The 22,939-nt window shown below is 47.7% G+C and carries 24 protein-coding genes; 12 read left to right on the forward strand and 12 right to left on the reverse strand.

Annotated features, from left to right (window positions below; genetic code table 11):
• The 4 genes from VF399_10270 to VF399_10285 form a co-directional block, all read right to left on the reverse strand.
• Nucleotides 1-207, reverse strand: a 207-nt coding sequence (locus VF399_10270; GenBank protein HEX7320723.1) for a hypothetical protein, incomplete at its 3' end; no start/stop codon positions are given.
• 54 nt (nt 208-261) lie between these two features.
• Nucleotides 262-1,755, reverse strand: coding sequence for an exo-alpha-sialidase (locus VF399_10275; GenBank protein HEX7320724.1), 1,494 nt, complete (start codon nt 1,753-1,755; stop codon nt 262-264).
• Nucleotides 1,756-1,780: 25 nt separating this feature from the next.
• Complete coding sequence (locus tag VF399_10280) at nt 1,781-3,253, reverse strand: exo-alpha-sialidase (GenBank protein ID HEX7320725.1); 1,473 nt, start codon at nt 3,251-3,253, stop codon at nt 1,781-1,783.
• A gap of 28 nt (nt 3,254-3,281) precedes the next feature.
• Nucleotides 3,282-4,748, reverse strand: coding sequence for a hypothetical protein (locus VF399_10285; GenBank protein ID HEX7320726.1), 1,467 nt, complete (start codon nt 4,746-4,748; stop codon nt 3,282-3,284).
• 173 nt (nt 4,749-4,921) lie between these two features.
• Here VF399_10285 and VF399_10290 point away from each other — a divergent pair, with 173 nt between their 5' ends.
• The 8 genes from VF399_10290 to VF399_10325 all read left to right on the forward strand — a co-directional run bounded on the left by VF399_10290 (nt 4,922) and on the right by VF399_10325 (nt 12,271).
• Nucleotides 4,922-7,123, forward strand: a complete 2,202-nt coding sequence (locus VF399_10290; GenBank protein ID HEX7320727.1) for a BTAD domain-containing putative transcriptional regulator — start codon at nt 4,922-4,924, stop codon at nt 7,121-7,123.
• A 286-nt stretch (nt 7,124-7,409) separates the two neighbouring features.
• The gene (locus tag VF399_10295) at nt 7,410-7,712 is read left to right on the forward strand and encodes a hypothetical protein (GenBank protein HEX7320728.1); all 303 of its coding nucleotides are present in this window, start codon (nt 7,410-7,412) and stop codon (nt 7,710-7,712) included.
• On the forward strand, nt 7,688-8,314 hold the full coding sequence (locus VF399_10300) for a nucleotidyl transferase AbiEii/AbiGii toxin family protein (protein ID HEX7320729.1): 627 nt from the start codon (nt 7,688-7,690) through the stop codon (nt 8,312-8,314). Before VF399_10295 ends, VF399_10300 begins: the two co-directional genes overlap by 25 nt.
• A 35-nt stretch (nt 8,315-8,349) precedes the next feature.
• Nucleotides 8,350-8,847 carry a GNAT family N-acetyltransferase gene (locus tag VF399_10305; protein HEX7320730.1) on the forward strand — a complete coding sequence of 166 codons (498 nt, stop codon included), beginning with the start codon at nt 8,350-8,352 and terminating at the stop codon, nt 8,845-8,847.
• 320 nt (nt 8,848-9,167) lie between these two features.
• Nucleotides 9,168-10,394 carry a hypothetical protein gene (locus VF399_10310; GenBank protein HEX7320731.1) on the forward strand — a complete coding sequence of 409 codons (1,227 nt, stop codon included), beginning with the start codon at nt 9,168-9,170 and terminating at the stop codon, nt 10,392-10,394.
• Nucleotides 10,395-10,429: 35 nt separating this feature from the next.
• Entirely contained in the window at nt 10,430-10,897 is a 468-nt protein-coding gene (locus VF399_10315) for a hypothetical protein (protein ID HEX7320732.1), read from the forward strand.
• A 93-nt stretch (nt 10,898-10,990) separates the two neighbouring features.
• Complete coding sequence (locus VF399_10320) at nt 10,991-11,434, forward strand: LEA type 2 family protein (GenBank protein ID HEX7320733.1); 444 nt, start codon at nt 10,991-10,993, stop codon at nt 11,432-11,434.
• A 288-nt stretch (nt 11,435-11,722) separates the two neighbouring features.
• Nucleotides 11,723-12,271 (forward strand): YbhB/YbcL family Raf kinase inhibitor-like protein, encoded by a 549-nt coding sequence (locus tag VF399_10325; GenBank protein HEX7320734.1) that lies wholly within the window; start codon nt 11,723-11,725, stop codon nt 12,269-12,271.
• A 5-nt stretch (nt 12,272-12,276) separates the two neighbouring features.
• Here the strand turns inward: VF399_10325 and VF399_10330 are convergent, their stop codons facing one another.
• The 3 genes from VF399_10330 to VF399_10340 all read right to left on the reverse strand — a co-directional run bounded on the left by VF399_10330 (nt 12,277) and on the right by VF399_10340 (nt 15,028).
• Nucleotides 12,277-12,750, reverse strand: coding sequence for a methylglyoxal synthase (locus VF399_10330; protein ID HEX7320735.1), 474 nt, complete (start codon nt 12,748-12,750; stop codon nt 12,277-12,279).
• Nucleotides 12,751-12,866: 116 nt separating this feature from the next.
• Complete coding sequence (locus tag VF399_10335) at nt 12,867-13,409, reverse strand: DUF3267 domain-containing protein (protein HEX7320736.1); 543 nt, start codon at nt 13,407-13,409, stop codon at nt 12,867-12,869.
• Nucleotides 13,410-13,660: 251 nt separating this feature from the next.
• Nucleotides 13,661-15,028 (reverse strand): PAS domain S-box protein, encoded by a 1,368-nt coding sequence (locus VF399_10340; protein ID HEX7320737.1) that lies wholly within the window; start codon nt 15,026-15,028, stop codon nt 13,661-13,663.
• Between the two features lie 309 nt (nt 15,029-15,337).
• Between VF399_10340 and VF399_10345 the strand changes: the two genes are divergently transcribed.
• The gene (locus VF399_10345; GenBank protein HEX7320738.1) at nt 15,338-15,805 is read left to right on the forward strand and encodes a hypothetical protein; all 468 of its coding nucleotides are present in this window, start codon (nt 15,338-15,340) and stop codon (nt 15,803-15,805) included.
• A gap of 293 nt (nt 15,806-16,098) precedes the next feature.
• Here the strand turns inward: VF399_10345 and VF399_10350 are convergent, their stop codons facing one another.
• Entirely contained in the window at nt 16,099-16,422 is a 324-nt protein-coding gene (locus VF399_10350; GenBank protein HEX7320739.1) for a hypothetical protein, read from the reverse strand.
• A 139-nt stretch (nt 16,423-16,561) separates the two neighbouring features.
• On the opposite strand from VF399_10350, the gene VF399_10355 reads away from it, so the two are divergent.
• Nucleotides 16,562-17,059: a hypothetical protein gene (locus VF399_10355; protein HEX7320740.1), complete on the forward strand. Its 498-nt coding sequence runs from the start codon at nt 16,562-16,564 to the stop codon at nt 17,057-17,059.
• Nucleotides 17,060-17,214: 155 nt separating this feature from the next.
• On the opposite strand, the gene VF399_10360 is transcribed toward VF399_10355, so the two are convergent.
• The 4 genes from VF399_10360 to VF399_10375 all read right to left on the reverse strand — a co-directional run bounded on the left by VF399_10360 (nt 17,215) and on the right by VF399_10375 (nt 19,348).
• Complete coding sequence (locus VF399_10360; GenBank protein HEX7320741.1) at nt 17,215-17,694, reverse strand: redoxin domain-containing protein; 480 nt, start codon at nt 17,692-17,694, stop codon at nt 17,215-17,217.
• Nucleotides 17,695-17,769: 75 nt separating this feature from the next.
• On the reverse strand, nt 17,770-18,111 hold the full coding sequence (locus VF399_10365; GenBank protein ID HEX7320742.1) for a YciI-like protein: 342 nt from the start codon (nt 18,109-18,111) through the stop codon (nt 17,770-17,772).
• Nucleotides 18,108-18,953, reverse strand: a complete 846-nt coding sequence (locus VF399_10370; GenBank protein HEX7320743.1) for a DNRLRE domain-containing protein — start codon at nt 18,951-18,953, stop codon at nt 18,108-18,110. The genes VF399_10365 and VF399_10370 overlap by 4 nt, the downstream gene beginning before the upstream one ends.
• A 47-nt stretch (nt 18,954-19,000) precedes the next feature.
• Nucleotides 19,001-19,348 carry a cupin domain-containing protein gene (locus VF399_10375; protein HEX7320744.1) on the reverse strand — a complete coding sequence of 116 codons (348 nt, stop codon included), beginning with the start codon at nt 19,346-19,348 and terminating at the stop codon, nt 19,001-19,003.
• Nucleotides 19,349-19,494: 146 nt separating this feature from the next.
• Between VF399_10375 and VF399_10380 the strand changes: the two genes are divergently transcribed.
• Nucleotides 19,495-20,325, forward strand: coding sequence for a hypothetical protein (locus VF399_10380; GenBank protein HEX7320745.1), 831 nt, complete (start codon nt 19,495-19,497; stop codon nt 20,323-20,325).
• 126 nt (nt 20,326-20,451) lie between these two features.
• Nucleotides 20,452-22,939 (forward strand): hypothetical protein (locus VF399_10385; GenBank protein HEX7320746.1); only part of this gene is annotated, 2,488 nt, incomplete at its 3' end.

The following is a 22,939-nucleotide window of genomic DNA, read 5'->3' on the forward strand; positions in this document are numbered from 1 at the left end:
GAACTCGCGCTCCAGCTCCTGAAGCGCCAGGCCTTTTTTCAATCGCGTCTGGGAGATATAACCCAGCTCGATCAGAATTTCACCCAGCCGCTTCCCCGGAAAGTTCTCCTGCCGGACTTTAGCCTCGGATAACTGGTCAGGGGAGATGTATCCGATATCCAAAAGCACCTGGCCGATCAGGTCTCTCTGGTCACTGATCAGGTTCATTTATAGCCTCGAAATCGAAGGGCTCCATGTTCATCCATTTTTTAATCCCATTTATTATCTCAGCTTCACGATCTTCTTCGACTCAGCATCATTGCCATCGAGCCTGAGGAAATACACCCCGGCTGATAGCCCTTGTCCGATCCGGTCGCCGCGGAAGGTTCCGACCCGCTGCCCGGCGACATCGTAGAGCGCAAAACTGTTTTTTTCATATCCAGTTACTGTCGTGAAGGACGTAAAAGGATTGGGAAAAGCAATTAGTCTGGTCGGTATCTGCGGCATGCGGTCCGCCGAGTTCTCATTTATTCCCAAAGCATTGCCCGTCGGGTTGCGTTTGTAATAGATCTCTCTGTTTCCCGTATAAGGATGACCATGGCGGCCGTCCTGCCAGACCATGTGCACCATTGTATCGCCGACCGCAATAGAAGGATATAATCCCGCTCCCGAGATAGTGTCCGTCGTGAGAACGGATTGTGCTGACCAGGTCGCTCCTCCGTCCGAAGAGAACTTATAGTATATGTTTGACCCTGGATACCCTTCGGGCGTACCTTCCCAGACTACGTGAACATTGAGGCCTGAAGCAGCTATTGTAGGAAAATTAGTCCTGTATATGCTATCGGATAATTGTTCTTCTTGAAGCCAGGTCATTCCGTGATCGATTGAACGTTTGTAGTAGATCTGTCCACTGGGCACCGCATCAAGCCAGACTACATGAATTATCGAATCGGACAGCGCATGGCAAGGATACAAAGTGAGATGCCAGGGAAGTAAATTTTCATCCTGAGACCATGTGACCCCCTGGTCTGAGGAGTGTTTGAAGCAAATATTATAATTGTATGTACTATTATATCTCTGCCATATAACATTAATATTCGAGCCGGATGCCGAAACTGAAGGCAGACCATCATTCTCCTGCGAAGAATCGGGATTCGTAAGCTTTATTGCGCCGGACCACGATACTCCCCCATCCGAAGAGCGGTTATACCGGATTTCTGTATGCGAATTCTGACCAATTGCTACCCAGACCACATGAATATATGAACCATAAGCAGCGATTGAGGGAGGCCACTGGAATCCGGTTCCGAGCGGTATTTCCAGGGTCCAGGTTAATCCTCCGTCACTCGAGAGTTTGTAAAAAATACCTGGGCTTCCTGAATGCTCATCATACCAGGCAACATGCACATTAGAACCCTCGACACAAACCGATGGTCGCCAGGATCTGTAGCCATCGCTGGCAGACAGACGAAGGTCCGCTGACCAGGTCGTTCCGCAATCCGTTGAACGCGTATAATAGACCTCTTCCGCATATTCTCCAGCATCGCGCGTGTCATACCAGACCACATGAATAGCACCATTGGGTCCTGCGGCGATGCAACGAGCATTGTTCATTGACATCAGGGACAGGCTATCATCATAAGTAAGGCGCACATCAGACTCCCACTGACCAAATAGCGGAACAGCGAGAATAAGCGCGGCAAGTGCTCCATATGCCGCGAATGCGAATACCTGAGAAGGCAAGCACCTGGCATAAATAGAGGATAACGGTTTCATGCCAAACCTCCACTTTAATTTCTAATTATCTTATTTTCACAATCCGGACAGTATTGCCGTTACCACATTCCGGCTTCACGAAATATATTCCCGCAACAAGCCCTTCTCCGATCCGGTCGCCGCGGAAGGTTCCGACCCGCTGCCCGGCGACATCGTAGAGCGCGAAGCGTTCGCTATCATGGCCCGGGATCGTGGTAAAAGAAGCGAAGGGGTTGGGCACAGTGTTCAGCTCCATTACCGGCTTCCGTCTGTCCCCTAGATCATTCTCTTCCACGCCCGTCCCCGGATTACCTGTCGGATTGCACTTATAAACGATCTCAAAGTTCTCAGAAGGATCCCAGCGGTTGTCTTCCCAGACAACATGAACCATAGAGTCTGATATTGCCAGAGATGGTTTACGTGAGAACCTTATGGCATTTGTCAGGCGGGTATCCGCGCTCCAGGTTGTGCCCCGATCCGTTGAAAACTTGTAGTAGATTTCCATGTTCCCGTCCCTGTTGTCATTCCAGACGACATGCACGTTTGATCCGGAAACCGCGACCGATGGGTAAACCGACCAGTTGGAATTATCGGTCAATCTGGCGTCGTTTTCCCAGGTGGTTCCGTTATCAGTGGAGCGCTTGTAATAAATCTCCATGTTACCGTCGCGGTAATCCCGCCAGACGGCATGAACGTCAGAACCAGAAGCCGCAATAGAAGTGAAATCCGAGTTCGAAGGCGCATTGGTCATGCGGAGATCCGCATCCCAGGTTGTTCCATTGTCGGTCGATCGTTTGTCGTAAATCTCTCCGTTACCGTCCCGGTCATCCGGCCAGACGACATGCACATTATTACCGGAAACCGCGACCGACGGATACCAGGACTCAGCAGCATCCGTGGTCAAACGCGTGTCCGCTCCCCAGCTCACCCCTCCATCGGTTGAATGTTTGTAGTAGATCTCGTAACACCCGCCATCCCGGTTATCACGCCAGACCACATGGACTTGCGTGCCCGTAACAGTCATTGATGGATAATACGATGAGGAGTCGTCCTGAGTCAGCGGAATATCAGCGCCCCATGTTGCTCCACAGTCCGGGGAACGCTTATAATAAATTTCAGGATTTCCGTCCCGGCCGTCACACCAGACAACATGAACAATGGATCCTGCAACCGCGACCGAGGGAGAGTCTGCATAGGTATCAACAGGGTGATTTGTAAGCCGGGTGTCCGGGCTCCAGGTTATGCCCGCGTCCGTAGAGCGCTTATAATAAATGTCAAAAAAGGTGTTATCCCGGTCGTCATAGAAGACGACGTGAATCGTATCTCCGTTAGCCGCAACACACCAGGCATTGTTGTATGAAGTGTAAGATATGTTGGTGTCGAATGTCAGCTGTGAGTCGGGTTCCCACTGAGCAAAAAGCGGCACCGCAATCACCAGCGTGAAGATCACGCCAGATGCTATGGGTTTGAAAATCCGGGAAGGGGAAATCCCGTAATGAAGAAAAATGAAAGATTTCATGGTAAACCTCCTTTTCGACAATACATACTTATCTCACCTTCACGAGCCGCACGGATTTATTTCCACCGTTCGCTGGCTTGAGAAAGTAAACTCCGGGCGTCAGGTTCTCACCGATCCGGTCGCCGCGCTCCGTGCCGATCCGCTGTCCTGCGACATCGTAGACCACGAAGCGCTCGTTCTCATGGCCCGGGATCGTGGCAAAAGAAATGAAGGGATTAGGGACCACATTGTATTGCCCGGCCAACCTTAGTAACGAGTATCCTGTTTCCGATTCCACCCCTATGGGCGGACTGCCATTTCTGGAATAAAAGATGGATCCACCATCGACGGTGTTGCCGTTTCCAAATACCAGATGGATTATTGTGTCAGTATTCGAAACAGCTATTGCAGGATGGTCATATCCTAAAGAATCCGGTGGCGCAAGGATGAGCGTATCCTTCGACCAGGTAGCGCCATTGTTTGTTGAACATCCATAAAAGATTCCCAAATTTCCACTCGACCACGCATATGCCATACAAGCCACATGAACGTTTGAGCCCAAAGCGGTTACCGTCGATTGTTCTGCGTGAAGCGTGTCAGGTACTAACCGAACCCAGGGGCTCCAGGTGACTCCCTGGTCTGTCGAGCGCATGTAATAGAGATACTGCCACAAAGTGTCGCCGCCCGTATCTTCCCAGACAATATGAACATTCGACCCGCTGGAAGCAATTGTGGGACGGGGTAGAAAATAGAATGAATAGGCGCCGTAGGTAAGCCGGGTATCTGGAAACCAGGTGGCTCCGTTGTTGGTTGAACGTTTGAAATATACTTCATGGCTTAAGCCCTGGTCACGAAAATCCTGCCATGTAACATACACGCTGTTTCCTGAAGCAGAGACCGAGGGACGGGGGTCTTCGTAATAATCGGTTCTCGCAGGGCAAAGGCTATCTTCATTGAACCAGGTCGCTCCGTTATCCGTTGAGCGCCGATAATAAATATACCAGTACCCGGGTCCGCCATGAAGACGCCTGTCTGCCCAGACAACGTGAACATTGGATCCGGCGACGGCAATGGACGGCATGTGAGCCCAGGGTGTACTGCCTGAAAAGTTGATCTGAGCAGACCAACTAACGCCGCCGTTGGTCGAGCGTTTGTAATAGAGCGGACCTTCTGCATCCTCCCAGACGACATGGACATAGGGGCCTGAAGCTGCGATCGCGGGACAATCGGTCCAACCGTCAACATTGGTAGAGAGCTGGACACCCTGGGACCAGGTAGTCCCGTAATTATTGGAGCGCTTGTAATAGATTTCTCCAGGGATTCCTCCGTTGTCTGGATTCCACCAGACAACATGAAGTGTTCCAGCCTGGCCAGCCGCAATGCCTCGGGCATTACTAAAGGGCAACAAGGCCGTGTCTTGAACGATGCATACCGGCGGTTCCCAGTCTGCGCGTGCCATCGAGGGCATGAAGATTACGGCGCAGCAAAGGATCATCAAAGGATAAAAATATTTCATGTCAAACCTCCTTTTTTTTGCGGACGTATCTCATTGTCACATTTTTTTCTGCCTTACTGAGATTACTTTCCACGATGATATTATATTCACAAAGTCCAATGAATATCCAATGAAGGCAACCCATTTAATGTAAAAGACTTGAAATTTAAGAATAAAGCTGATATAATAGCAATATGGACGACCTTCGCCAATTGCTCTTCGAAAAGGGGCGTGTCGGGAAGGTGCTGAAAACCCTCAAATATTCCGGCCTTCCAGACCCTGCATCCGATCCTTCACGTGCCCTGCTCTATGGCCACGCTCTTTGTCTTTTTGGTGATTATCAGCAGGCGTTGAAGATTTATACCGCGGTTCCACCTGACGATGGTAATGAGGCGGAGCGACTTTGGGGCCTTGGTAACGCATCGCTCAGATTGGGAAACCTTAACCAGGTCGGACCTCTCTTAAATAAAGCCTTGAGCAGGAACGTGCCGAGCTGGCTTGGTCCGCAAATATTCATTTCCTTAGTTACCTTTCACATCAATCTAGGACAATTCGAGGAAGCGGAAAGCGCCATCGAGAAGGGGGTGGAGACCGCCCAGCGGGGAAACTTTTTGATCGATCAATTGATCCTGGAAGGCAACCGGGGAGTTGTCAAAATTTGCCAGGGGGATTATGAGGACGCGGCATTTCGTTTTGAAAATGTTGTCAAACCCCTGCTGATCCGGGATTCAGTTCTTGCCGCGGCTCACTTTTTGATCAACTTAAGCAGTGTTTACCAGACATTGGGTGCATCTGACAAGGCGGAAAAATGTTTGAACAAAGCCGAGGAGCTGATCGAGGAATCGGGAAGCCGAGGGCGGCTCGTCTTTCTTCGGCAGGTGCAGGGGAATTTTTGGATTGGTCAGAAATCGCTTCTCAGCAAAGCGGAATGGGCTTTTAAGGAAGCCCTGGACCTAATGCGAGAGCTTCCTGACGCTAAATTAGAAATCCATATCTCATGCAACCTGGCTAAAATTTATTTCGAAAAGGGAGACTTGAGCGCGGCCTTAGACCTGGTCGAAAGCGCTTTTGCCAGAGCTCGGGAAAAGGGGCTTTCTGTCATGTATGATCTCTGTCTTGTGCATCTGGGTAATTTTGCCCTCCGATCCGGGGAAACCGAAAAGGGCATTGCTTTACTATTGCAGGCTCGCGAGGCTTCCGAATCCATTAAAAAGTGGAATTTTTACGTTTTCGAAGCACTGCATCTGGCTGAAGGGTACGCAGAGCTCAACAAGAGGGATCGAGCGCTCGAATGGTTAAAGAAATGTATCGCGGGAGCCAAGCAATACCACATGGCTTCAGCCTTGTACGATGAGAAAGACGTTCTGACTGTGTTGTTACTCAAGATTGGTCAGGATTTGCTCCCCACGGAATTTTTAAGCCGATTGATTATCCAGCTTCGTAACCCGGTTCTCCTGAAACGGCTCCTTCAGCATAAACCTGAAGGGAAAGTCAATTTTCTCCGCGCCCTGAAGGTCCACGACGCCCGTTATTTCCGCGCGCAACTTACCAAGCTCAAAGACGACCCGGTGAAAGAAGTACGCCAGACATCCCGTCTTCTTCTTAAGGGGTGGCAGCAACATGCCGGGTACCGGGTATATACGCTCGGGTCCTTTCGAGTTTTTCTTGAAGGTAAGATGTTCACGCATAAGGACTGGATCCTTCCCGGAGTCGAAAGGTTGTTTCTTTTCTTCATCACTCACCCCGATGAATGGCACACTACCGATTCACTCCTTGAGACTCTTTGGAGAGAACCTCACCCCAAAAAAACCTTGAAGGTCTTGAACAACCTATACTCCTACCTGAGGAGCGTCTTTGAGCCCTGGCACCTGCATGACATGGACTACGTTTTCTTTCAGAGCCGGCGCGGAGCTTACAGCTTTTTTCCCGGTGAGCGATTCTGGATTGATTCGCAGGTGTTCCTGGGCACAACTAAAAGCGCTGAGAAAGGCTTTTTTTCAAAAAATTTGAAAGAAACCCGGAAAGCCTATCGAGAAGCACTGGATCTATATCAAGGAGACTACCTGAAGGAATACCCTTACGAGGATTGGTTGAATCAGAGTAGAGATTACCTGAAAGAGGTTTATTTCCGTTCGGTCTTGCGATATGCAACCCTGGAGCGGGAGTCTGGAAACCTCTCGGAGTCCAGAAGGGTTTTGGAAGACGCCCTGTTCAAGGATCCATCCCGCAGCGGGTGTGCGGCGCTGCTGATACATGTTTTGGTTCAAATGAAGCTTTCTCAAGAGGCTAAGGACTGGGGCCAGCGGCATGTCGCCTATATGAAGAAAGAACTTAAGGAAAAACCTGCCCCGGAGGTTGTGGAAGCGCTAAGCAGGCTGGCAATGAAACAAAGCTGAAAAGTCGGCTGTCCCGTGACAAAACACGCGGGATTAAACGAAAACCATTGTTTGTAAACTAAGACCCTGGATTATTAATCACGGACTTAGCCAATATTTTATGTGATAGAAGCTGCGGTCTACGTGACCTGAAATCGGTATTTTTTTAATAGAAACAAATAAGCGTAGATAAATACATCAAATTCGTGATTATCGTGCATCAAAATGACTGATTTGCGCCGGAATATAAGAAGAAAACCGATGCGTGAGGCTATTGAAAAGTACCTGGAAAAATGTATAATATTGGGTGGAAAAGAAAGCGAAAAGTCATAATAATGTAACCGATCCAAAAACGATCTTTAATCCGGTCTTATTCTGGGATGCCGGTGACGTCGATCCTGTCCGCAACGCCGGCTACGTGATCAGCCGCGTGATGAATTTCGGTGACTGGCATGATATTAAAATGTTGAATAGCCTTTACGCGATATCAAAACTGATCGAAACTGTGAAAAAAAACCGGAGTTTGCTACCCCAGGCCGGCAAATATTGGGCGGTCCGTTTCAACATCCCGATACGGGAGGTCGCGTGTTTGAAGAAGTACTACCAGTAAACGCCGCTTCGATCCTGCAACGGATCGCTCCCCATCTCAAAGATTTTTATCTGGCCGGCGGCACGGGCCTGGCGCTGCAATTAGGGCACCGAAAATCCGCGGATTTTGATTTTTTCAACGATCACCAATTCAATATTGACCTGCTAATCTCCCGGATCAGCCCGGATAAAATCCTCATGTCCACCGAAGGAACTCTGCACTGCGAATCGGACGGTATAAAATTATCGTTTCTGTATTACAATCCGCCGCGGTTGTTCCCGGCCATCACCTGGCAGAACATTAATCTGGCCGACTGGCGCGATATTTCCGCCGAGAAAATGAAAGCCATATCCCAGCGGGGATCAAAAAAAGATTTCGTCGACCTGTACGTCGTTATTAAGCTAAAATCAACCATCGAGCAGGTCTGCCAGACCTTCAAAGACCGTTTTTCATCATCGACCATCAATTATTATCATGTCCTGCGCAGCCTGACTTTTTTCGAGGAAGCCGAGGAAGAACCGGCGCCGGTTATGGTCATGAAAGGCGTCGATTGGGAATGGAAAGTAATTAAGGAATTTTTCCTTAGAAATATTCAGGTATTCGAAAAACAACTGTCGTCTTGATATATTAAAACTCAACGCCGAGATTGTAGATAATCATGGTAATACTGCAAACTAACGCATTCACCATTAGGACGGTTGAAAAAGATGATTTCCCTGCTATTTTAAAAGTATACAAGCAATCAGAAGACTTTCTGGCTTTGGGACCCATGCCAAACGCTTCGATTGAGATGGTTCTTAAAGATATCAAACATTCAAAAGAAGAAAAAGGGGAATACTGCGGGATATGGGATCTGAAAGGTAATCTCATGGGAATAGTCGATTTTATTCCTATATTGGAGGATAAGGAATCAAGCTTTCTGTCCCTGATCATGATCTCAACTGATTATCGCGACAAAGGTCTGGGTGGCAAGGTCGTTCAAGCTTTAGAAAGCCATTTAACACAGAAGTACTTGGTTAAAGGAATATTATCAGCAGTCCAAACCAATAACAGGAAAGCTATACGTTTTTGGAAGAGATGTGGATATATTGTAGAGACAATCCCTGAAAAAAGACATGATGAAACCGTGATTTTCAAAATGAAAAAAGCGCTTTGATTTACAGTTTCTGAGCCATCAGGGAAAAGAGAAACGGGATATCTTTCCGGCCGTTCGGTAAAGACCACCACCCATCCTCGCCTTTTTCCAAGAACGGAAATGATTGATGCCGCTCTTGAGTTCACGCGACTCATCGTCGTTGTCAAACACGTTCGCAAACGGATGCCCTTCAACTATGTAAGATATACCGCAATTTATCAATTATTGACAATATTAACGATCCCAACGACATTAACGCCATTAACGGCATTCTTTGATTTATACCCTTGCGCATAACGGATTTCAGCGTATAATATAGTAGTACTTCTAAGGAGGTCTTTATGCATACGATCAAATCATTTTCGATAAAATTTGTCGTGTTTTGTTCGATCCTGTGTTTTTTCAACCTGAGCCATGCGGGCTGGCTAACCGTATTCCAAAGCGACTCTTTTGACCTGAAAAGCATACATTTCCCGGTGGACGCGCAAACCGGCTACGCGGTTGGATATGGCTACAATGAAGCATGTGTTTTCAAGACTACCAATGGCGGCTGGACATGGAACCCGCAAGCCACGGGTTTGAGCGGTGGATTAAAGGCCGTGTATTTTCCAGAAAATACCGAGATCGGTTATGCGGTTGGTGATTACGGCATAGTGATCAAAACCACGAATGGCGGCAGCGACTGGGTGGAGCAGTATTCAGGCGTGACTTCTGAGCTTTACGCCGTTCAATTCCCGATTGATTGCGACACCGGCTTTGCGGTTGGTTATAACGGTGTCATCATAAAAACCACCGACGGCGGCGAAAACTGGTTCGGGCTGACCTCGGGCACTACCGAAGGATTGCTGGCGATCGATTTCCCGGTGGACGCAAGCGTCGGTTACGTTGGCGGGAGCGATGGTGTTCGGAAAACAGTAAACGGCGGAATTACCTGGACCGATATCACACCGGCAACAATGTATGTGTGTATTGAAGATATTGACTTTCCCGTGAATACGCAGGTTGGTTATGCCGTGGGATGGGATATGTTCATTTTCAAGACCACAAATGGCGGGGTAACATGGGATACCATGCGTCCTTATGATGCAGGGAAAGAATACGCAGCGGTCCATACGGTACATTTTCCCTTAAATGACCAGGTCGGTTATTTTGGCGGCACCGGCTTCGAGATATTTAAGACTACGGACGGCGGCCTGACATTTAGTCATCAGTTTGTGCCTAAGGGTATTGTTTACTCAGTTTGGTTCCCAGTTGACGACGATACCGGGTTTGCCGCGTGTTGCGAAGCCTGCATACTTAAGACAACCGATGGCGGCGGAACTTTCATCACCGAGCAGACCGGTCGGAAAATCCCGGTGTTGCAGTTTTGTGTTAACCCCAATCCGTTCAGATCGGATGCCCGGGTCCCTGGCCATGAGAGTGAATTGTTCAATATTTATGATGTCACCGGCTGCCTGGTTGTGTCATGCCGCGGCGCCATGCTGGGTGAAAACTTAAAACCCGGTGTTTATTTTGTTGCACCGGCCGGCAGGGCTAATCCGAGCGTAAAGATCGTAAAACTGCAGTAGGTAAAGCGATCTCAAATACCAACGACGGACATTAGATGACTATCCAGCAGAGCCAGCATGATATATGGATACTGCTCGAAATACATGAGGAAAGATTAAGCATACTATATAACGCTTATGCCAAGAAATTTCCCGAGTATGAGGCTTTTTGGTCGGGTTTGGCGGCGGATGAAGTTGAACATGCCGGCCTTGTGCATCAATTAAGTGCCGAAAAAAAGGCGGTGGATTATAACGCGGATAGATTAAATGCATCGGCGGTAGAGATCTCGATTGGATATCTGAACGATCAAATAGCTAATATCAAAAAATATGATATATCGCTCATCAATGCATTATCCATTGCCATGAATTTCGAGAGATCCATAATGGACGGTAAAATTTACGAAGCATTTAAAGGGCGTTCGACATCCGCTAAGAATATTTTGCAGAAGCTGACAAGTAGTCTGAAGAAGCATGTGGATTTGACAGAAAAAGCCTGGACAGAAAACAGAAGATTTTACTGAAGATCGGGCAACGCCAACGTAATCAAACGGCCAGGGGGCCTGACCTTGAAACCGGAAACTGATCGTTAGCGGCTTAGCCGAAGGGAGAACAAAATGAAAATCAATCACTGTGTTGGTATCGTTATACCCATACTACTGCTGTTGTTATGTTCCTGTCAGCCGCAGTATAAGGTGGTCTTAAAAGATGTTAATATTACCAATATTGGCCTGAATGAAACCGAGTTTGATTCCAAGGTTTGGGTGACATGCAAATGGTTCCGCTCCATTAAGCTTACGGATATAACATATGATGTATACTATGATAACAAAAAATTCGGGGAGGGAGCATATTCGGGGGAAATTATATTGGGGAAAAACGCGGATACTTTACTGCATTTTCCCTGCACGGCAAAAAATCTGAGCACCGCTTTGCCTTTTATCGGTTCGCTTATAAAGGGCGATTTTGATTATGAGGTTAGAATGAATCTAAAGGTCAAAGCCTGGATATATCAAAAGCGGATCACCACGAATTATTTTGGATCCAAAAAGATGTGGTAACTGGAAATCCGACCTGCCCCGCGATAAAACACACGGGATTAGTAGAAAACCATAATTTGTAAACTTGAGAATCCGAGGTGATTCATTTCTGGTTCAGCAGTTTGATCCCGCGAGTATTGGCTTCGGATAAAAATTCAACGGAAATATTCTATGAGGTTTTCAGGCAAAGTCAACGGCCTTTACGGGTCGACCTGTTTACTGTTCTTTACGGTCGTTGACTTTATTCGTTCGCACATTATAATAATGGCGAAAATCAGCAGCGTGATCGATTGTAAAGGGGGTTGCATTATGAAGCAGTTCATTCTTTTTTTGATGATTGCATTATTCGGCTGTCAGAATGGACGGGAATCGAAACCGGTCGAACCCGATGCAAAAATCCTTAAGTTTACCGTCACCAGTACGGCCTTTGAAGAAGGCGGCATGATACCAAAAAAATATACCGGTGACGCGGAAAACATATCGCCACCCCTGGCATGGAGCGAGATACCCGGACAAGCCAAAAGTCTGGCTCTTATCGTTGACGACCCGGACGCGCCTTCCGGCGGCTGGGTTCACTGGGTGGTCTATAACATGCCCGCCGCGATGAAGGAAATGCCCGAAGACATTGGTCCGGACGAGCGGGTCCCGGGGATCGGCATCCAGGGCAAGAACGATTTTGGGAAAATCGGCTGGGGCGGGCCATACCCGCCATCAGGAACGCACCGGTATTTTTTCCGGCTCTGCGCTCTGGACGTGGTGCTGGATGATGTGCCGGGTTTAACCAAAAAACAACTGGTTATGGCGCTCCAGGGCCACATCCTGGCCCAGGGCGAATTGATGGGCCGTTATAAAAGGTAACCGGATCACTCCTTGTATCGCCCGTTCACTGATTCCTTTCTAGGGGCTTCATAATCAACAAACAAGCGTTCGTATTCTGTGCTCATCAATGGCGAGGAGATCAAAAAATCAGCGGTCGACCGGTTGCACGCAACCGGGATATTCCAGACGACCGATAGCCGCAGCAAAGCTTTGACATCTACATCATGGGGATGGGGTTCCATGGGATCCCATAGAAAAATCATGAAATCAATTTGCCCGTCGGCAATTTTCGCGCCGACTTGTTGATCGCCGCCCAGGGGACCGCTCTTGAACCTGGTTACTTCAAGGCCGGTCTCTTCGTTAATCAGCTGGCCGGTTGTTCCGGTGGCATAAAGGTTGTGCTTTTCAAGTGAACCCTTATTATATTTCACCCATTCGAGCAGGTCCTTTTTTCTGTTATCGTGGGCAATAAGAGCGATGTTCTTTTTTGCTTTCATCTTTATCGTTTTATAAGTCATCGAACCTCCGTTATCTATTTAGATCCTAACTAATAAATCTTAATTTTTATCTGGACCTGGTGATTATAACTGTTATGCAGTCTAAAATCAAGAGTCAGTGAATATCCGGTGCAGCGTTAGCGTGCAATCTCGCTGGATTCTGGTATCAATACATCCAGCTCTGCGCCCCTGTCGATAATGTAACAGGTCCCGGGATATTTAAGCGCGCCTAAGGCAAGAAACATGTCGCCGGTAGCACCGGCGAAACCGAATATAAAAAGAATCCCGGAAAAAAATCTTACGTCCACGGATGAATGGAAAATCACATACAGCAGGATGCCAAATAGTGATAATATAAATCCGGGCGCGAAGGTATACAATAAATAGCGATTACGCCGTAAGGGTTTGTCCACGCTGACCTCCCAGGTCAATATCTTGATACGTAAACGCACGCTGCTTACGGGAACATACAAATAGGCGGTCATCATGTGGATCAATTCGTGGATTATGACAAGGCCAATCGCATAGGGGAGGAGCACTAAGCTGCGTAATCCCTGAAGCCATTGTGGATACGGAGTGTCAAGCACCTGGAAGAATAAAAACCAAATACCTATGGCAATAAGTACTGCCACAACACTCATAATGTATATATTGATCTTTACGTTACCGACTTTTTTCATGTTTTATTTTCTTCATAACGTAATTTGCCTGTTAGGCGATTATATTCGATGTCAAAATGAAGTCAATGAACAAAAACTGACCTGCCCCGCTATGCATCATGCGGGATTAAACGAAAACAATAAATTTTATAGTCTTACCCCATAAAAGTCTTGATTTTTAAGTAGTTATTTATAGTGGTGGTTAGTTAAGTGAAGATATGGCACCTTTAAACTTTTAAACGATGATGGGGATCTTAGTTTATAGCGGATAACTAGCGCTTCAGCTTTGCATGCTTCTGCTTGTACATTTCCTGATCGGCAATAGTCAACAGCTGATCAATGGTTTTCTTTTTACCTGGACCGTATTCTGCAAAGCCATAGCTTAGACCTACGGTGTAAGGTTTAATACGTCTTTTATTGTAGACTGCGACTTTCTTAACGATTCGCTGCCCGATACCGACGGCTTGAGCAACTGCACATTGAGGAAAAATAATCAAAAACTCATCACCACCCAATCGGCAAGCAGCATCACTTATCCGTATTGTTTCCTTTATAAATTTGCTGACAAGTTTGAGAACTTCGTCGCCTTCTTTATGCCCATAATTGTCATTAATCGCTTTGAGCTCATTTATATCCAGATAGCAAATACTTAATTTCGTATTTTGCCGCATGGCTAACTGAACATATTTATTGAAAAAAAGCAGTCCTGATCCTCTGTTTAAAAGGTCAGTCAGCGGATCTGTCGTGGCGAGCCTTTTCAGTTCTTCCTCTGCGCGTTTACGCTCGGTGATGTTTTCGATGATGCCATCATAATATTTTATTTTTCTTTTGTCATCTTTTATTGCTACGGCCGATACCGAACAGATAATCAGCGAACCGTCTTTTTTCTTTAAATACAACTCTTCATTTCTCACAAAACCATCTTTTAGCATTTTTTCATTGAACTTTTTTCTGTCTTCGGGTTTTTGGTATAAGTCCGCGACATTTATCGCAAAGATTTGCTCTTTGCTCTTATAGCCAAACATTTCGATGATTGCCGGGTTGGCTTCGATGAATTTCCCCTTTGGCCCGGGTGTGTTCCGGTACACGCCAACATTTATATTTTCGGTTAAAGTGCGATATTTCTCTTCATTTTCTCGAAGCGCTTTCTCGGCTTTCTTGCGTTCGGTGATATCTCTGGTTGTGGCAAGAAAAGCTTTAGGCCGACCATGAACATCCCTGATCAATGCAGCAGACAGCTCACCCATAAAGCTTGACCCATCTTTTTTCCGTAAGATGTATTCTATGTCTCTTACGAAATTTTCCTGCAGCGTTTTTCTAAGGTTTTTGATCGCCCTTTTGTGGTCAACGGGGGCAATAAGGTTGAAGGCACTTCTTCCGATCAATTCCTTACTGCTTCTAAAGCCGTGCAATTCAAGGGTGCGTGGCGAAACGTCAATGATCTTACCGTTTAAATCACTTAATGTTACCGCATCGGGCGAGGTTTTGACCAGAGTGGCGTATTTAACACTTATCTCAAGTAAAGCAGTTTGCGTCTGTTGTTTAAGAGTTTTTTCTGATTTTTCTAATTTAGCAATCCGCTGACGGAGTTGCACGTGTTTATGCATAAGGTGCATATGTGTTTTATCTTTGTTTTTCATCTAACCACGCGACCTTATGGATACTCATTATCATGTTAGTGTTAGAGCAACCTTCAAAACATTTCCTCTATCGATATTATAATCTCAATAGAGGATTTGTCAAGGTTGCCTGATCACCTTTAATGCATGCACTGTGCGATTCCAAGGAACGACATGGTGATTTTGCTGCCATGTACCCGCCCGCCTTCATGAAATATCGGAGATTTTCAGAGCAAAGAACCACCTTGCCGTATTTTATAGTCTTGCCCCATTGACATTTGGCAATTTTTCAGTTCAATTATAGTCATACCATACCATGGCAGGCTTGAAATGACTATCCAACGAGGTTATCATGATATATGGGCGCTGCTTGAAATACATGAGGAAACGATAAGCTTACTATATAACGCCTATTCCAACAAGTTCCCCGAATGCAAGGCTTTTTGGTCGGCTTTAGCCGCCGATGAAGCCGAACATGCCAGGCTGGTGCGTCAATTGAGTTCAGAGAAAAGGTCAGTGGATTATAATGCGGATAAATTAACTACATCGGCAGTAGAGATCTCGATAGAATATCTGAACGATCAATTAACCAACATCAAAAAATATGATATATTGCTTATCAATGCTTTATCCATCGCCCTGAATTTCGAGAGATCTATAATGGATGGAAAAATTTATGAAGCATTCAAAGGGCGTACGATATCCACCAAAAACATTTTGAAACAGTTGACAGATGGTTTGAAAAAGCATGTGGCTACGATAGAAAAAGTCTGGACAGAAAACAGAAGATTTTCCTGAAGATCCGGAACCGGGGAAGAAGAATCGAAAAGCTGGCGGTCCCGCGATAAAACACTCGGGATTATAAGAAAACCATTGTTTGTAAACTTTTAAAGCGAAGGGATTCTGGACCGGTACGTGACCTGCAGCCTGGCGCTCAAAAGGTTGATATGGATATCCTCGAAGCGTTGACTTTGGGTGTTTCGAATTTCCGCACAAGCGGTTAATGACAGCGATCAGCTACCTAACTAAAACTTGCGCCTTGAAATCCTCCGGGATTAAATTATGATATACTTTGTTCGGTATGGATTATTCTATTTTACGTCACCCTGGATTATAACTGTATTACTCATTACAATTCCACCCGTCAAACATGAAATGATCCAGTCCACAAAACTATAATAGACTTTCACTTTTATGCTTGACAGGTTCTTTATTGTAATTAAGTCGGCGGTGGAATTATTGGAGAGCGGCTTCAAGCCCCAAAAAAGATACCAGCATTTCATCGATGATTGAATACCGGAATCCGTCGTCACTGTTTGCAGCTTGACCTCTCTGCCCGACGGAGCTTCAACAAAAACAGGAGCGCAGTTAACAAAAAGCATTACCAATACTACCAGGATCGCAAAATATTTCATGTTACCTCCTTTAGATCATTGTAATTTATCCATCAATGCGTCATTATATGACACATATTCAGAATGTCAAGAGGTAAACGGGATGGTTTGATGATCATTTTGCGGTCAGCATATTTGAGATCTATTGAAAGGAGGTAACTTGTCAATCAGGTCATACATAAAGACAACATTGATCGCCGCGCTTGTCGCCTTGGCGATCGGCGGTTTTCTTCTTCATGCAAGGATCCATCCGTTTACAAAGAACTCCTCCAACTTTGTCCCTTTCATCTCCGGAATTCTCAGTATCATTATTGTACCTCTGCTGTTTTCATATAAGAAAACACTGAGCTACGGATACGTGCTCAACGGGATGCTCGCGATCCTGGGGACGGTAGTTATGGCGCATTTCACTATCGTTTATTGGCCCAAACCGCTAACCATCACGTCGATCCTGCTCCAGACCACTTTAGCCGATATCGTGCTGCTCTGGGGGAAGTTTTTTGTCGGGAAAGCGCTCTTTGAACTTGAGTCTCGCGGCTATGACGCGGCTACGGTCAAAAAGGGGATATTCTACCGATACCCGAACTATGGATGGTGGCTCGTGCATTTGGTGGTCATCTCATTGATCTATTCTTTAGGTCACTTGATATGGAGGTAAAATGAATAAATTCAGATTGCTGACACGCAGCTGGTGGATCCTTCACGTACTGGCGATCGCATTTTTCTTCTGGCTTGGTCATGCGGTTCATTTTTAAACCCTTCCCGAAGGCCGCGTGTTCTGCCAAACGGTAGCAGATCGTTGCCGGGCACTGCTCACTGTGTGTTTTGCGTTTTCAGGGAATTTATCAGTTCCTCGATATCGGGCAATTGGGAAATGTCATAAACCTTCACAAATGTCACCTTACCTTTTTCATCGATAATAACATTTGCCCGTTCGGAAAAGCCGTCTTTTTCACGGAAAAGCCCCAGTTTCTTAGCAAGCGCGCCATGGGGCCAAAAATCAGAGAGCAATCTTGTTTCTCTGACTCCCATGTCTTTTGCCCAGGCATGTTTGGATGGCACCGTATCGACGCTGATACCCAATGCAACAAGGTTCAATTCATCGAACCGTTTTTTGTTTTCTTCGAGCGCTTTCATCTGCCGGGTGCAGATTTTTGTCCAGGCAAGGGGGTGAAATGATAATAACACTTTCTTTCCTTTAAGATCGGCGATACGTAATTCTTTATTATGCTGGTCATTCAAAACAACTTCAGGGACCACATCGCCGATTTTTAACGTTCGATTTTCTGCCATGTTTACCTCCTCTTCATCCATTTTCTGCTGCTCTGCATGATTAGACAAGATCTGGAAACATGTCGAGTTTGTGTATTATTGATTTGGCACTGATTGCTTGTCTGAAGATGGGTTGAATTTCTCCGGGCCGATGACGACGGTCCAGGGACAGATCTCCCATCTGGTCACCAGTCCGTGGATGACATAAGGATCGTGTTTCGCAAAATTTTCTACGACCGAACGGGCCGTAACGTGGAATATAAGCAGGGCTCTTTCAACTGGATCAGCGAACGCACCGCCCATGATCAGCTCACCGCGCCGCTGTGCCGCCCGCGCAAACTTGAAGTGTTCGTCCCGATATTTTGCCCGGCGTGATACATAGTCGTTGACCACGTAGTAGATCAGAGCGTAGAACTGCCTGTTTTTGATGCCTCTCATTTGACAATTACCGTGCGTATAACCCGAGAAGTTTTCTCTGATTTTATAATTAAGAAGTAAGTTCCGGCGGGTATTCCTTCACTGCTTATCTGGATGCAATGGTAACCCGGTGTTGTTTTTCCTTCTCTTATAGTCTTGATTTTTCGACCTTCGACATTATATAAATAAACAGCAATGTTCTCATCTTTAGATGTCTTAGATGTCGAAAAGGTGATCGACGTTTTTTCATTGAATGGATTGGGTTTGACCTGGAGATTGCTAAGATCGCCGCATTTATTTTCTTCAATGTTCACGGCGGTTATTAGAAGATATGGCCGGTTGATCGTCGTGTCCCGTGAATAGAATTTGGCGAATCGCCCGCCGTTGTCTCCCGGAATTTCTGGATTGTTCCTTAGTATCATACCGTAATTTGAACCGGGGTTGTTAACCCAATCCTGGACGAGAGCCGTGATAGTAAAGTGCCACCAGGTATATCCCTGATATGGAAGGGATGATTCAACTGTCGCATTAAAGGATGGCTGATTGCTCCAGGTTACTCCGGTCTCGGTCCATGATGCCAAAACCTTGTGAATGTCAACATTAAAATCGACTCCTGCCTGGTCCCACATATAGAGACTGACCGTGGCCGCAGAAATCGGGGTTCCGGGCGGGAGGCTTGAGAGGTCAAATCGCATCAAGGTGCGATAGACCAATGACCACGGATTACCATAGGTAATAAGCCAGCCTTGTGTTCCAAAATTAGTACTCGGATCACCCTGGCTTATGTAGGCATCTGCGGTGGGATAGAAAGTCTGCGTCCATCCCAGTGCTGCCAATACGATCACTAACAGGTATTTTTTCATTTCTCCTCCGGAGTTAGGGCTCTATGCATAATTGCATTGCGTCATCTTTACGACCTTATCATCACGAGCATCATCTTGAATTTCTTAGTTGCCGCAAGCGCGTGCGGCGCATGCGCGGGCATAATTATCATTTCGCCGGTTTTAAGGCGGTGCTTTTTACCTGATATCGTGATCGCCGCTTCGCCGGCCAGCAAATAGACCAGGGCGTCGTACGGCGCCGCGTGCTCGCTTAAACCCTGGCCCCGGTCAAAAGAGAAGAGCGTCACCGTGCCCTTTTTTTTATTTATAACCTCACGGCTCACCACTGAGCCGCTTTTGTAGTCGATCAAGCCGTTCAGGTCCAGGACTTGGGATTTGAGATTTTTATTTGTTTTTTCCTTTTTATGGTGTTTCATGATTCAATTATATTCTCTTTTGGCGTTATGTCAAATGTGAAATGGTCCACGCAAATGCATATTGATATTTTGGGTTATTGTAATTATACTTAGTCGTGATCGTTTACGATAGAAAGAATAGTCACCAAATACAAATTTCTGCAATAATGATCGGTGTATTGTTAGCTGCTACGTTTGCGAACATCTCAGCACGGGCGATCGAGACAAGGGATGAAATAATAAAAGACTTGCAGGCAGCAGTGGCCGACAGCCAACCTTTAGTCATCCGTGTCTTCGTGGCGCTGTGCGACAACGAGTATCAGGGGATAGTGCCGGTGACGAAGAAACTGGGGAATGGGGAAGACCCAGAGCACAACCTGTACTGGGGCGCCGGTGGCGGGGTTAAGACCTTTTTTTTGAAAAGCGATAATTGGCGAATGGTAGCGAATGAGACGAATACTGGCGCGAATATCCTCGAAAGGTGCATTTTCAAGAGAAATGATATGAACGTATATCTGGTCGCGGATGCCTACCGGGGGAGCGCGATCAAGGAAGCGATCACGGATTTCCTGAAAACAATCACGAATGATGTTCAAATGCGCATTGGACTGCCTGCGAATGACACGAATACATGCCCCAATATATCAGGTGACGTTAAACTAGTCGCTTATGTCGGGCATAACGGCTTGATGGACTTCAGCCTTGACAGCCTGCCGGCGCCAATGGCGGACAGCAAGCCCAAAGACGTGATCGTCCTTGCGTGTTTGAGCAAGTCATATTTCAGCGATATCCTGGATTCGCTCGGCGGGTATCCATTGTTGTGGACAACCGGGCTGTGCGCGCCGGAAGCGTATACGTTGAAGGCTGCGATCGACGGCTGGATAAACCTGGAATCAGGCGAGGAGATCCAGAGCCGCGCGGCCGCGGCATATAATAAATATCAAAAATGCGGTCTGAAAGCCGCAAAAAGGTTGTTTGTTACCGGATGGTTAAGGTAGTATCATTATAAAAGAATAAAAGAACAAAATTTATAAAGACCTAAGAGCGATATTGACTTTGGATTCATTTTTTATATAATCAGTAGACTTAAGTCTTAAAAAATAATTATCCTTAAAGGAGGATTCATGAAACGCTTGACCTTCATCATTCTGACGTCAGCTTGCATCTTTGCTTACGCCAGCGGTATTGTCGCGCAGCGTCCGGCCGATGGCCGGCTTTCACCGCGGCTTCTGAACTACCAGGGTTACCTGACCGATACGCTAGGCAATCCGATCACCAATCCGTCGGTTTCTATGACCTTTTCAATATATGACGCGGTTTCTGCCGGCAGCCTGAAATGGACCGAAACCCAAGGTACGGTCGGCGTGGATAAGGGGATATTCAATGTGCTGCTGGGCGGGGTTACCCAAATCCCGGACTCCGTATTCAAAACGGGCGCGAATCGCTGGTTAGAGCTCATAGTCGGCGGGCAAACGCTAAGCCCGCGCACGCGGATCGTGTCGGTTCCATATGCGTACAGCGCGACTTATTCGGATACGGCGCTTTACGCGGTAAATTCGGCGCCGGATTTTGACTGGATCTACCGGATCACGGACACCGCGGACACGACGCTCCAAATGGGCGGACGTTGGGGCTTGACGCGGCCGGGCAATACGCTTTATGGAAACCGCGACAGCACGCATGTTAACCTTGGTTTTGCCAGCACGACCGGAACCAACGGGCAGAATTACGTATACTCCACTGTGGGCGGAGGATATCTTAATAATGCCGGCGGTCAGTGCGCGACCGTGGCCGGCGGATCCGTCAATGTTGCCACCGGCGAGTGCGCGACCGTGGCCGGAGGAAATGTCAACACGGCCGGCAATTATAACGCGACCGTGAGTGGCGGTCAGGGCAATATCGCCAGTGGTTATATCGCGACTGTGGGAGGTGGAAAAGAAAACCGGGCGCGGGGCGCGTACTCAGTGGTCAGCGGCGGCGGTGGTCAGGATTATGCCGATTCCAACTCCGCGATCGGCGATTATTCGGCAGTGGGCGGCGGAAGAACCAACACGGCCAGTGGATATGCCGCGACCGTAGGCGGCGGTGCAAACGACCGGGCAACAGGCAATTACAGTATGGTAGCTGGGGGCGCCGGTAACATCGCATCCGGTAGTTATTCCACGGTCAGCGGTGGTATTTATAATACCGCCAGCGGTCATTTATCGGCGACCGGCGGCGGCCAGAACAACACTGCTGCCGACTCGTTCAATTGTATCGGCGGCGGCTACCTGAACCGGACTGCAGGTAAGTATACGGCGATCCTGGGCGGGTATGCGGATACGATAACCGCGACCGGGAGTTATTCCTACCTCTTCGGTATAAACAGCAACCTCACCCAGGACTCGACGTTCATGGTGGATATGCCGCACGTCTGGTTCGGAACCGAAGCCAACGGTTACGAGTTCCCTTATGGTCGCGGCACGGACGGCCAGGTCATGAAGACGAACGGATCCGGGATTTTATCCTGGGGCTCGATTGCATATGTCGACAGCGCGCGAGTCGCGGCGAACGCCCACAAGCTGCAGGGCAAGGATACTGTGAACTTCAACATCGACTACGTTAACGAAGGGCAGGTAAATTCCATAGCGAACGCCATGATTCAGGATGGCGCGGTGACGACTCCTAAGATCGCTGATACAGCGGTCACCATGCCGAAGATCAGCCAGGCGGGTGCTGTGGCCGGTCAGGTGATCAAGTGGAACGGCACGACCTGGCAACCGGCAGCGGATAGTTCCATGGACAACGACTGGAGTTATCTTGTTTCGGACGGCGCGGACACGACTTTACTAATGGGCGGTCGATGGGGTCTGGCCCGGCCGGGCAACGTGCTCTTCGGCAACGCCGATAGCACGCACGTGAACCTTGGCGTGGTCTGTACTACCGGGACCTCGGGCGGCAATTTTAAATACAGCACGGTCGCCGGTGGGTATTACAACAGCGCTTCCAACCGGGCGACCGTGGCCGGCGGCCAATTCAATGGCGCCCGCGGCGAATATTCTACGGTCGGCGGCGGAAGTTACAATATCGCTGGCGGCTGGACCGCAACCATAGCCGGTGGCGATCACAATACGGCCAGTAATAATTATGCTTTCGTAGGTGGTGGGCAATCCAACACGGCAAGCGGTAACCAGGCGTTCGTGGGCGGCGGCAATAACAACAATGCCAGCGGCCAGCAGGCGACAATAGGTGGTGGTTGGAACAACAATGCCTGGGGCGACCGTGCGACGGTGGGTGGTGGCTATGCCAACACTGCTACCTACTACTATTCGACCGTGGGTGGTGGCAATTCCAACGCTGCCAGCTTCTATTCGACCGTGGGTGGCGGCGCTTACAACAATGCCGGTGGCGAGAGAGCGACGGTGGGTGGCGGATGGAGTAACAATGCCAGCAGCATCTATGCGACGGTGAGTGGCGGATCGACCAATACTGCCGGTGGCTACAGTGCGGCAGTGGGTGGCGGCCAGAACAACACTGCTGCCGACTCGTTCAATTGTATCGGCGGCGGCTACCTGAACCGGACTGCAGGTAAGTATACGGCGATCCTGGGCGGGTATGCGGATACGATAACCG

Source organism: bacterium (assembly GCA_036382775.1).
Taxonomy (GTDB): Bacteria; Hydrothermota; Tepidihabitantia; order SM23-42; family JAOAFX01; genus DASVHD01.

Excerpts from the sequence above, each read along its gene's own strand:
- VF399_10275 (HEX7320724.1), bottom strand. The coding sequence starts at position 1,755 with ATGAAACCGTTATCCTCTATTTATGCCAGGTGCTTGCCTTCTCAGGTA.
- VF399_10280 (HEX7320725.1), bottom strand. The coding sequence starts at position 3,253 with ATGAAATCTTTCATTTTTCTTCATTACGGGATTTCCCCTTCCCGGATT.
- VF399_10285 (HEX7320726.1), bottom strand. The coding sequence starts at position 4,748 with ATGAAATATTTTTATCCTTTGATGATCCTTTGCTGCGCCGTAATCTTC.
- VF399_10290 (HEX7320727.1), top strand. The coding sequence starts at position 4,922 with ATGGACGACCTTCGCCAATTGCTCTTCGAAAAGGGGCGTGTCGGGAAG.
- VF399_10305 (HEX7320730.1), top strand. The coding sequence starts at position 8,350 with ATGGTAATACTGCAAACTAACGCATTCACCATTAGGACGGTTGAAAAA.
- VF399_10310 (HEX7320731.1), top strand. The coding sequence starts at position 9,168 with ATGCATACGATCAAATCATTTTCGATAAAATTTGTCGTGTTTTGTTCG.
- VF399_10315 (HEX7320732.1), top strand. The coding sequence starts at position 10,430 with ATGACTATCCAGCAGAGCCAGCATGATATATGGATACTGCTCGAAATA.
- VF399_10320 (HEX7320733.1), top strand. The coding sequence starts at position 10,991 with ATGAAAATCAATCACTGTGTTGGTATCGTTATACCCATACTACTGCTG.
- VF399_10325 (HEX7320734.1), top strand. The coding sequence starts at position 11,723 with ATGAAGCAGTTCATTCTTTTTTTGATGATTGCATTATTCGGCTGTCAG.
- VF399_10330 (HEX7320735.1), bottom strand. The coding sequence starts at position 12,750 with ATGACTTATAAAACGATAAAGATGAAAGCAAAAAAGAACATCGCTCTT.
- VF399_10335 (HEX7320736.1), bottom strand. The coding sequence starts at position 13,409 with ATGAAAAAAGTCGGTAACGTAAAGATCAATATATACATTATGAGTGTT.
- VF399_10340 (HEX7320737.1), bottom strand. The coding sequence starts at position 15,028 with ATGAAAAACAAAGATAAAACACATATGCACCTTATGCATAAACACGTG.
- VF399_10345 (HEX7320738.1), top strand. The coding sequence starts at position 15,338 with ATGACTATCCAACGAGGTTATCATGATATATGGGCGCTGCTTGAAATA.
- VF399_10350 (HEX7320739.1), bottom strand. The coding sequence starts at position 16,422 with ATGAAATATTTTGCGATCCTGGTAGTATTGGTAATGCTTTTTGTTAAC.
- VF399_10360 (HEX7320741.1), bottom strand. The coding sequence starts at position 17,694 with ATGGCAGAAAATCGAACGTTAAAAATCGGCGATGTGGTCCCTGAAGTT.
- VF399_10365 (HEX7320742.1), bottom strand. The coding sequence starts at position 18,111 with ATGAGAGGCATCAAAAACAGGCAGTTCTACGCTCTGATCTACTACGTG.
- VF399_10370 (HEX7320743.1), bottom strand. The coding sequence starts at position 18,953 with ATGAAAAAATACCTGTTAGTGATCGTATTGGCAGCACTGGGATGGACG.
- VF399_10375 (HEX7320744.1), bottom strand. The coding sequence starts at position 19,348 with ATGAAACACCATAAAAAGGAAAAAACAAATAAAAATCTCAAATCCCAA.
- VF399_10380 (HEX7320745.1), top strand. The coding sequence starts at position 19,495 with ATGATCGGTGTATTGTTAGCTGCTACGTTTGCGAACATCTCAGCACGG.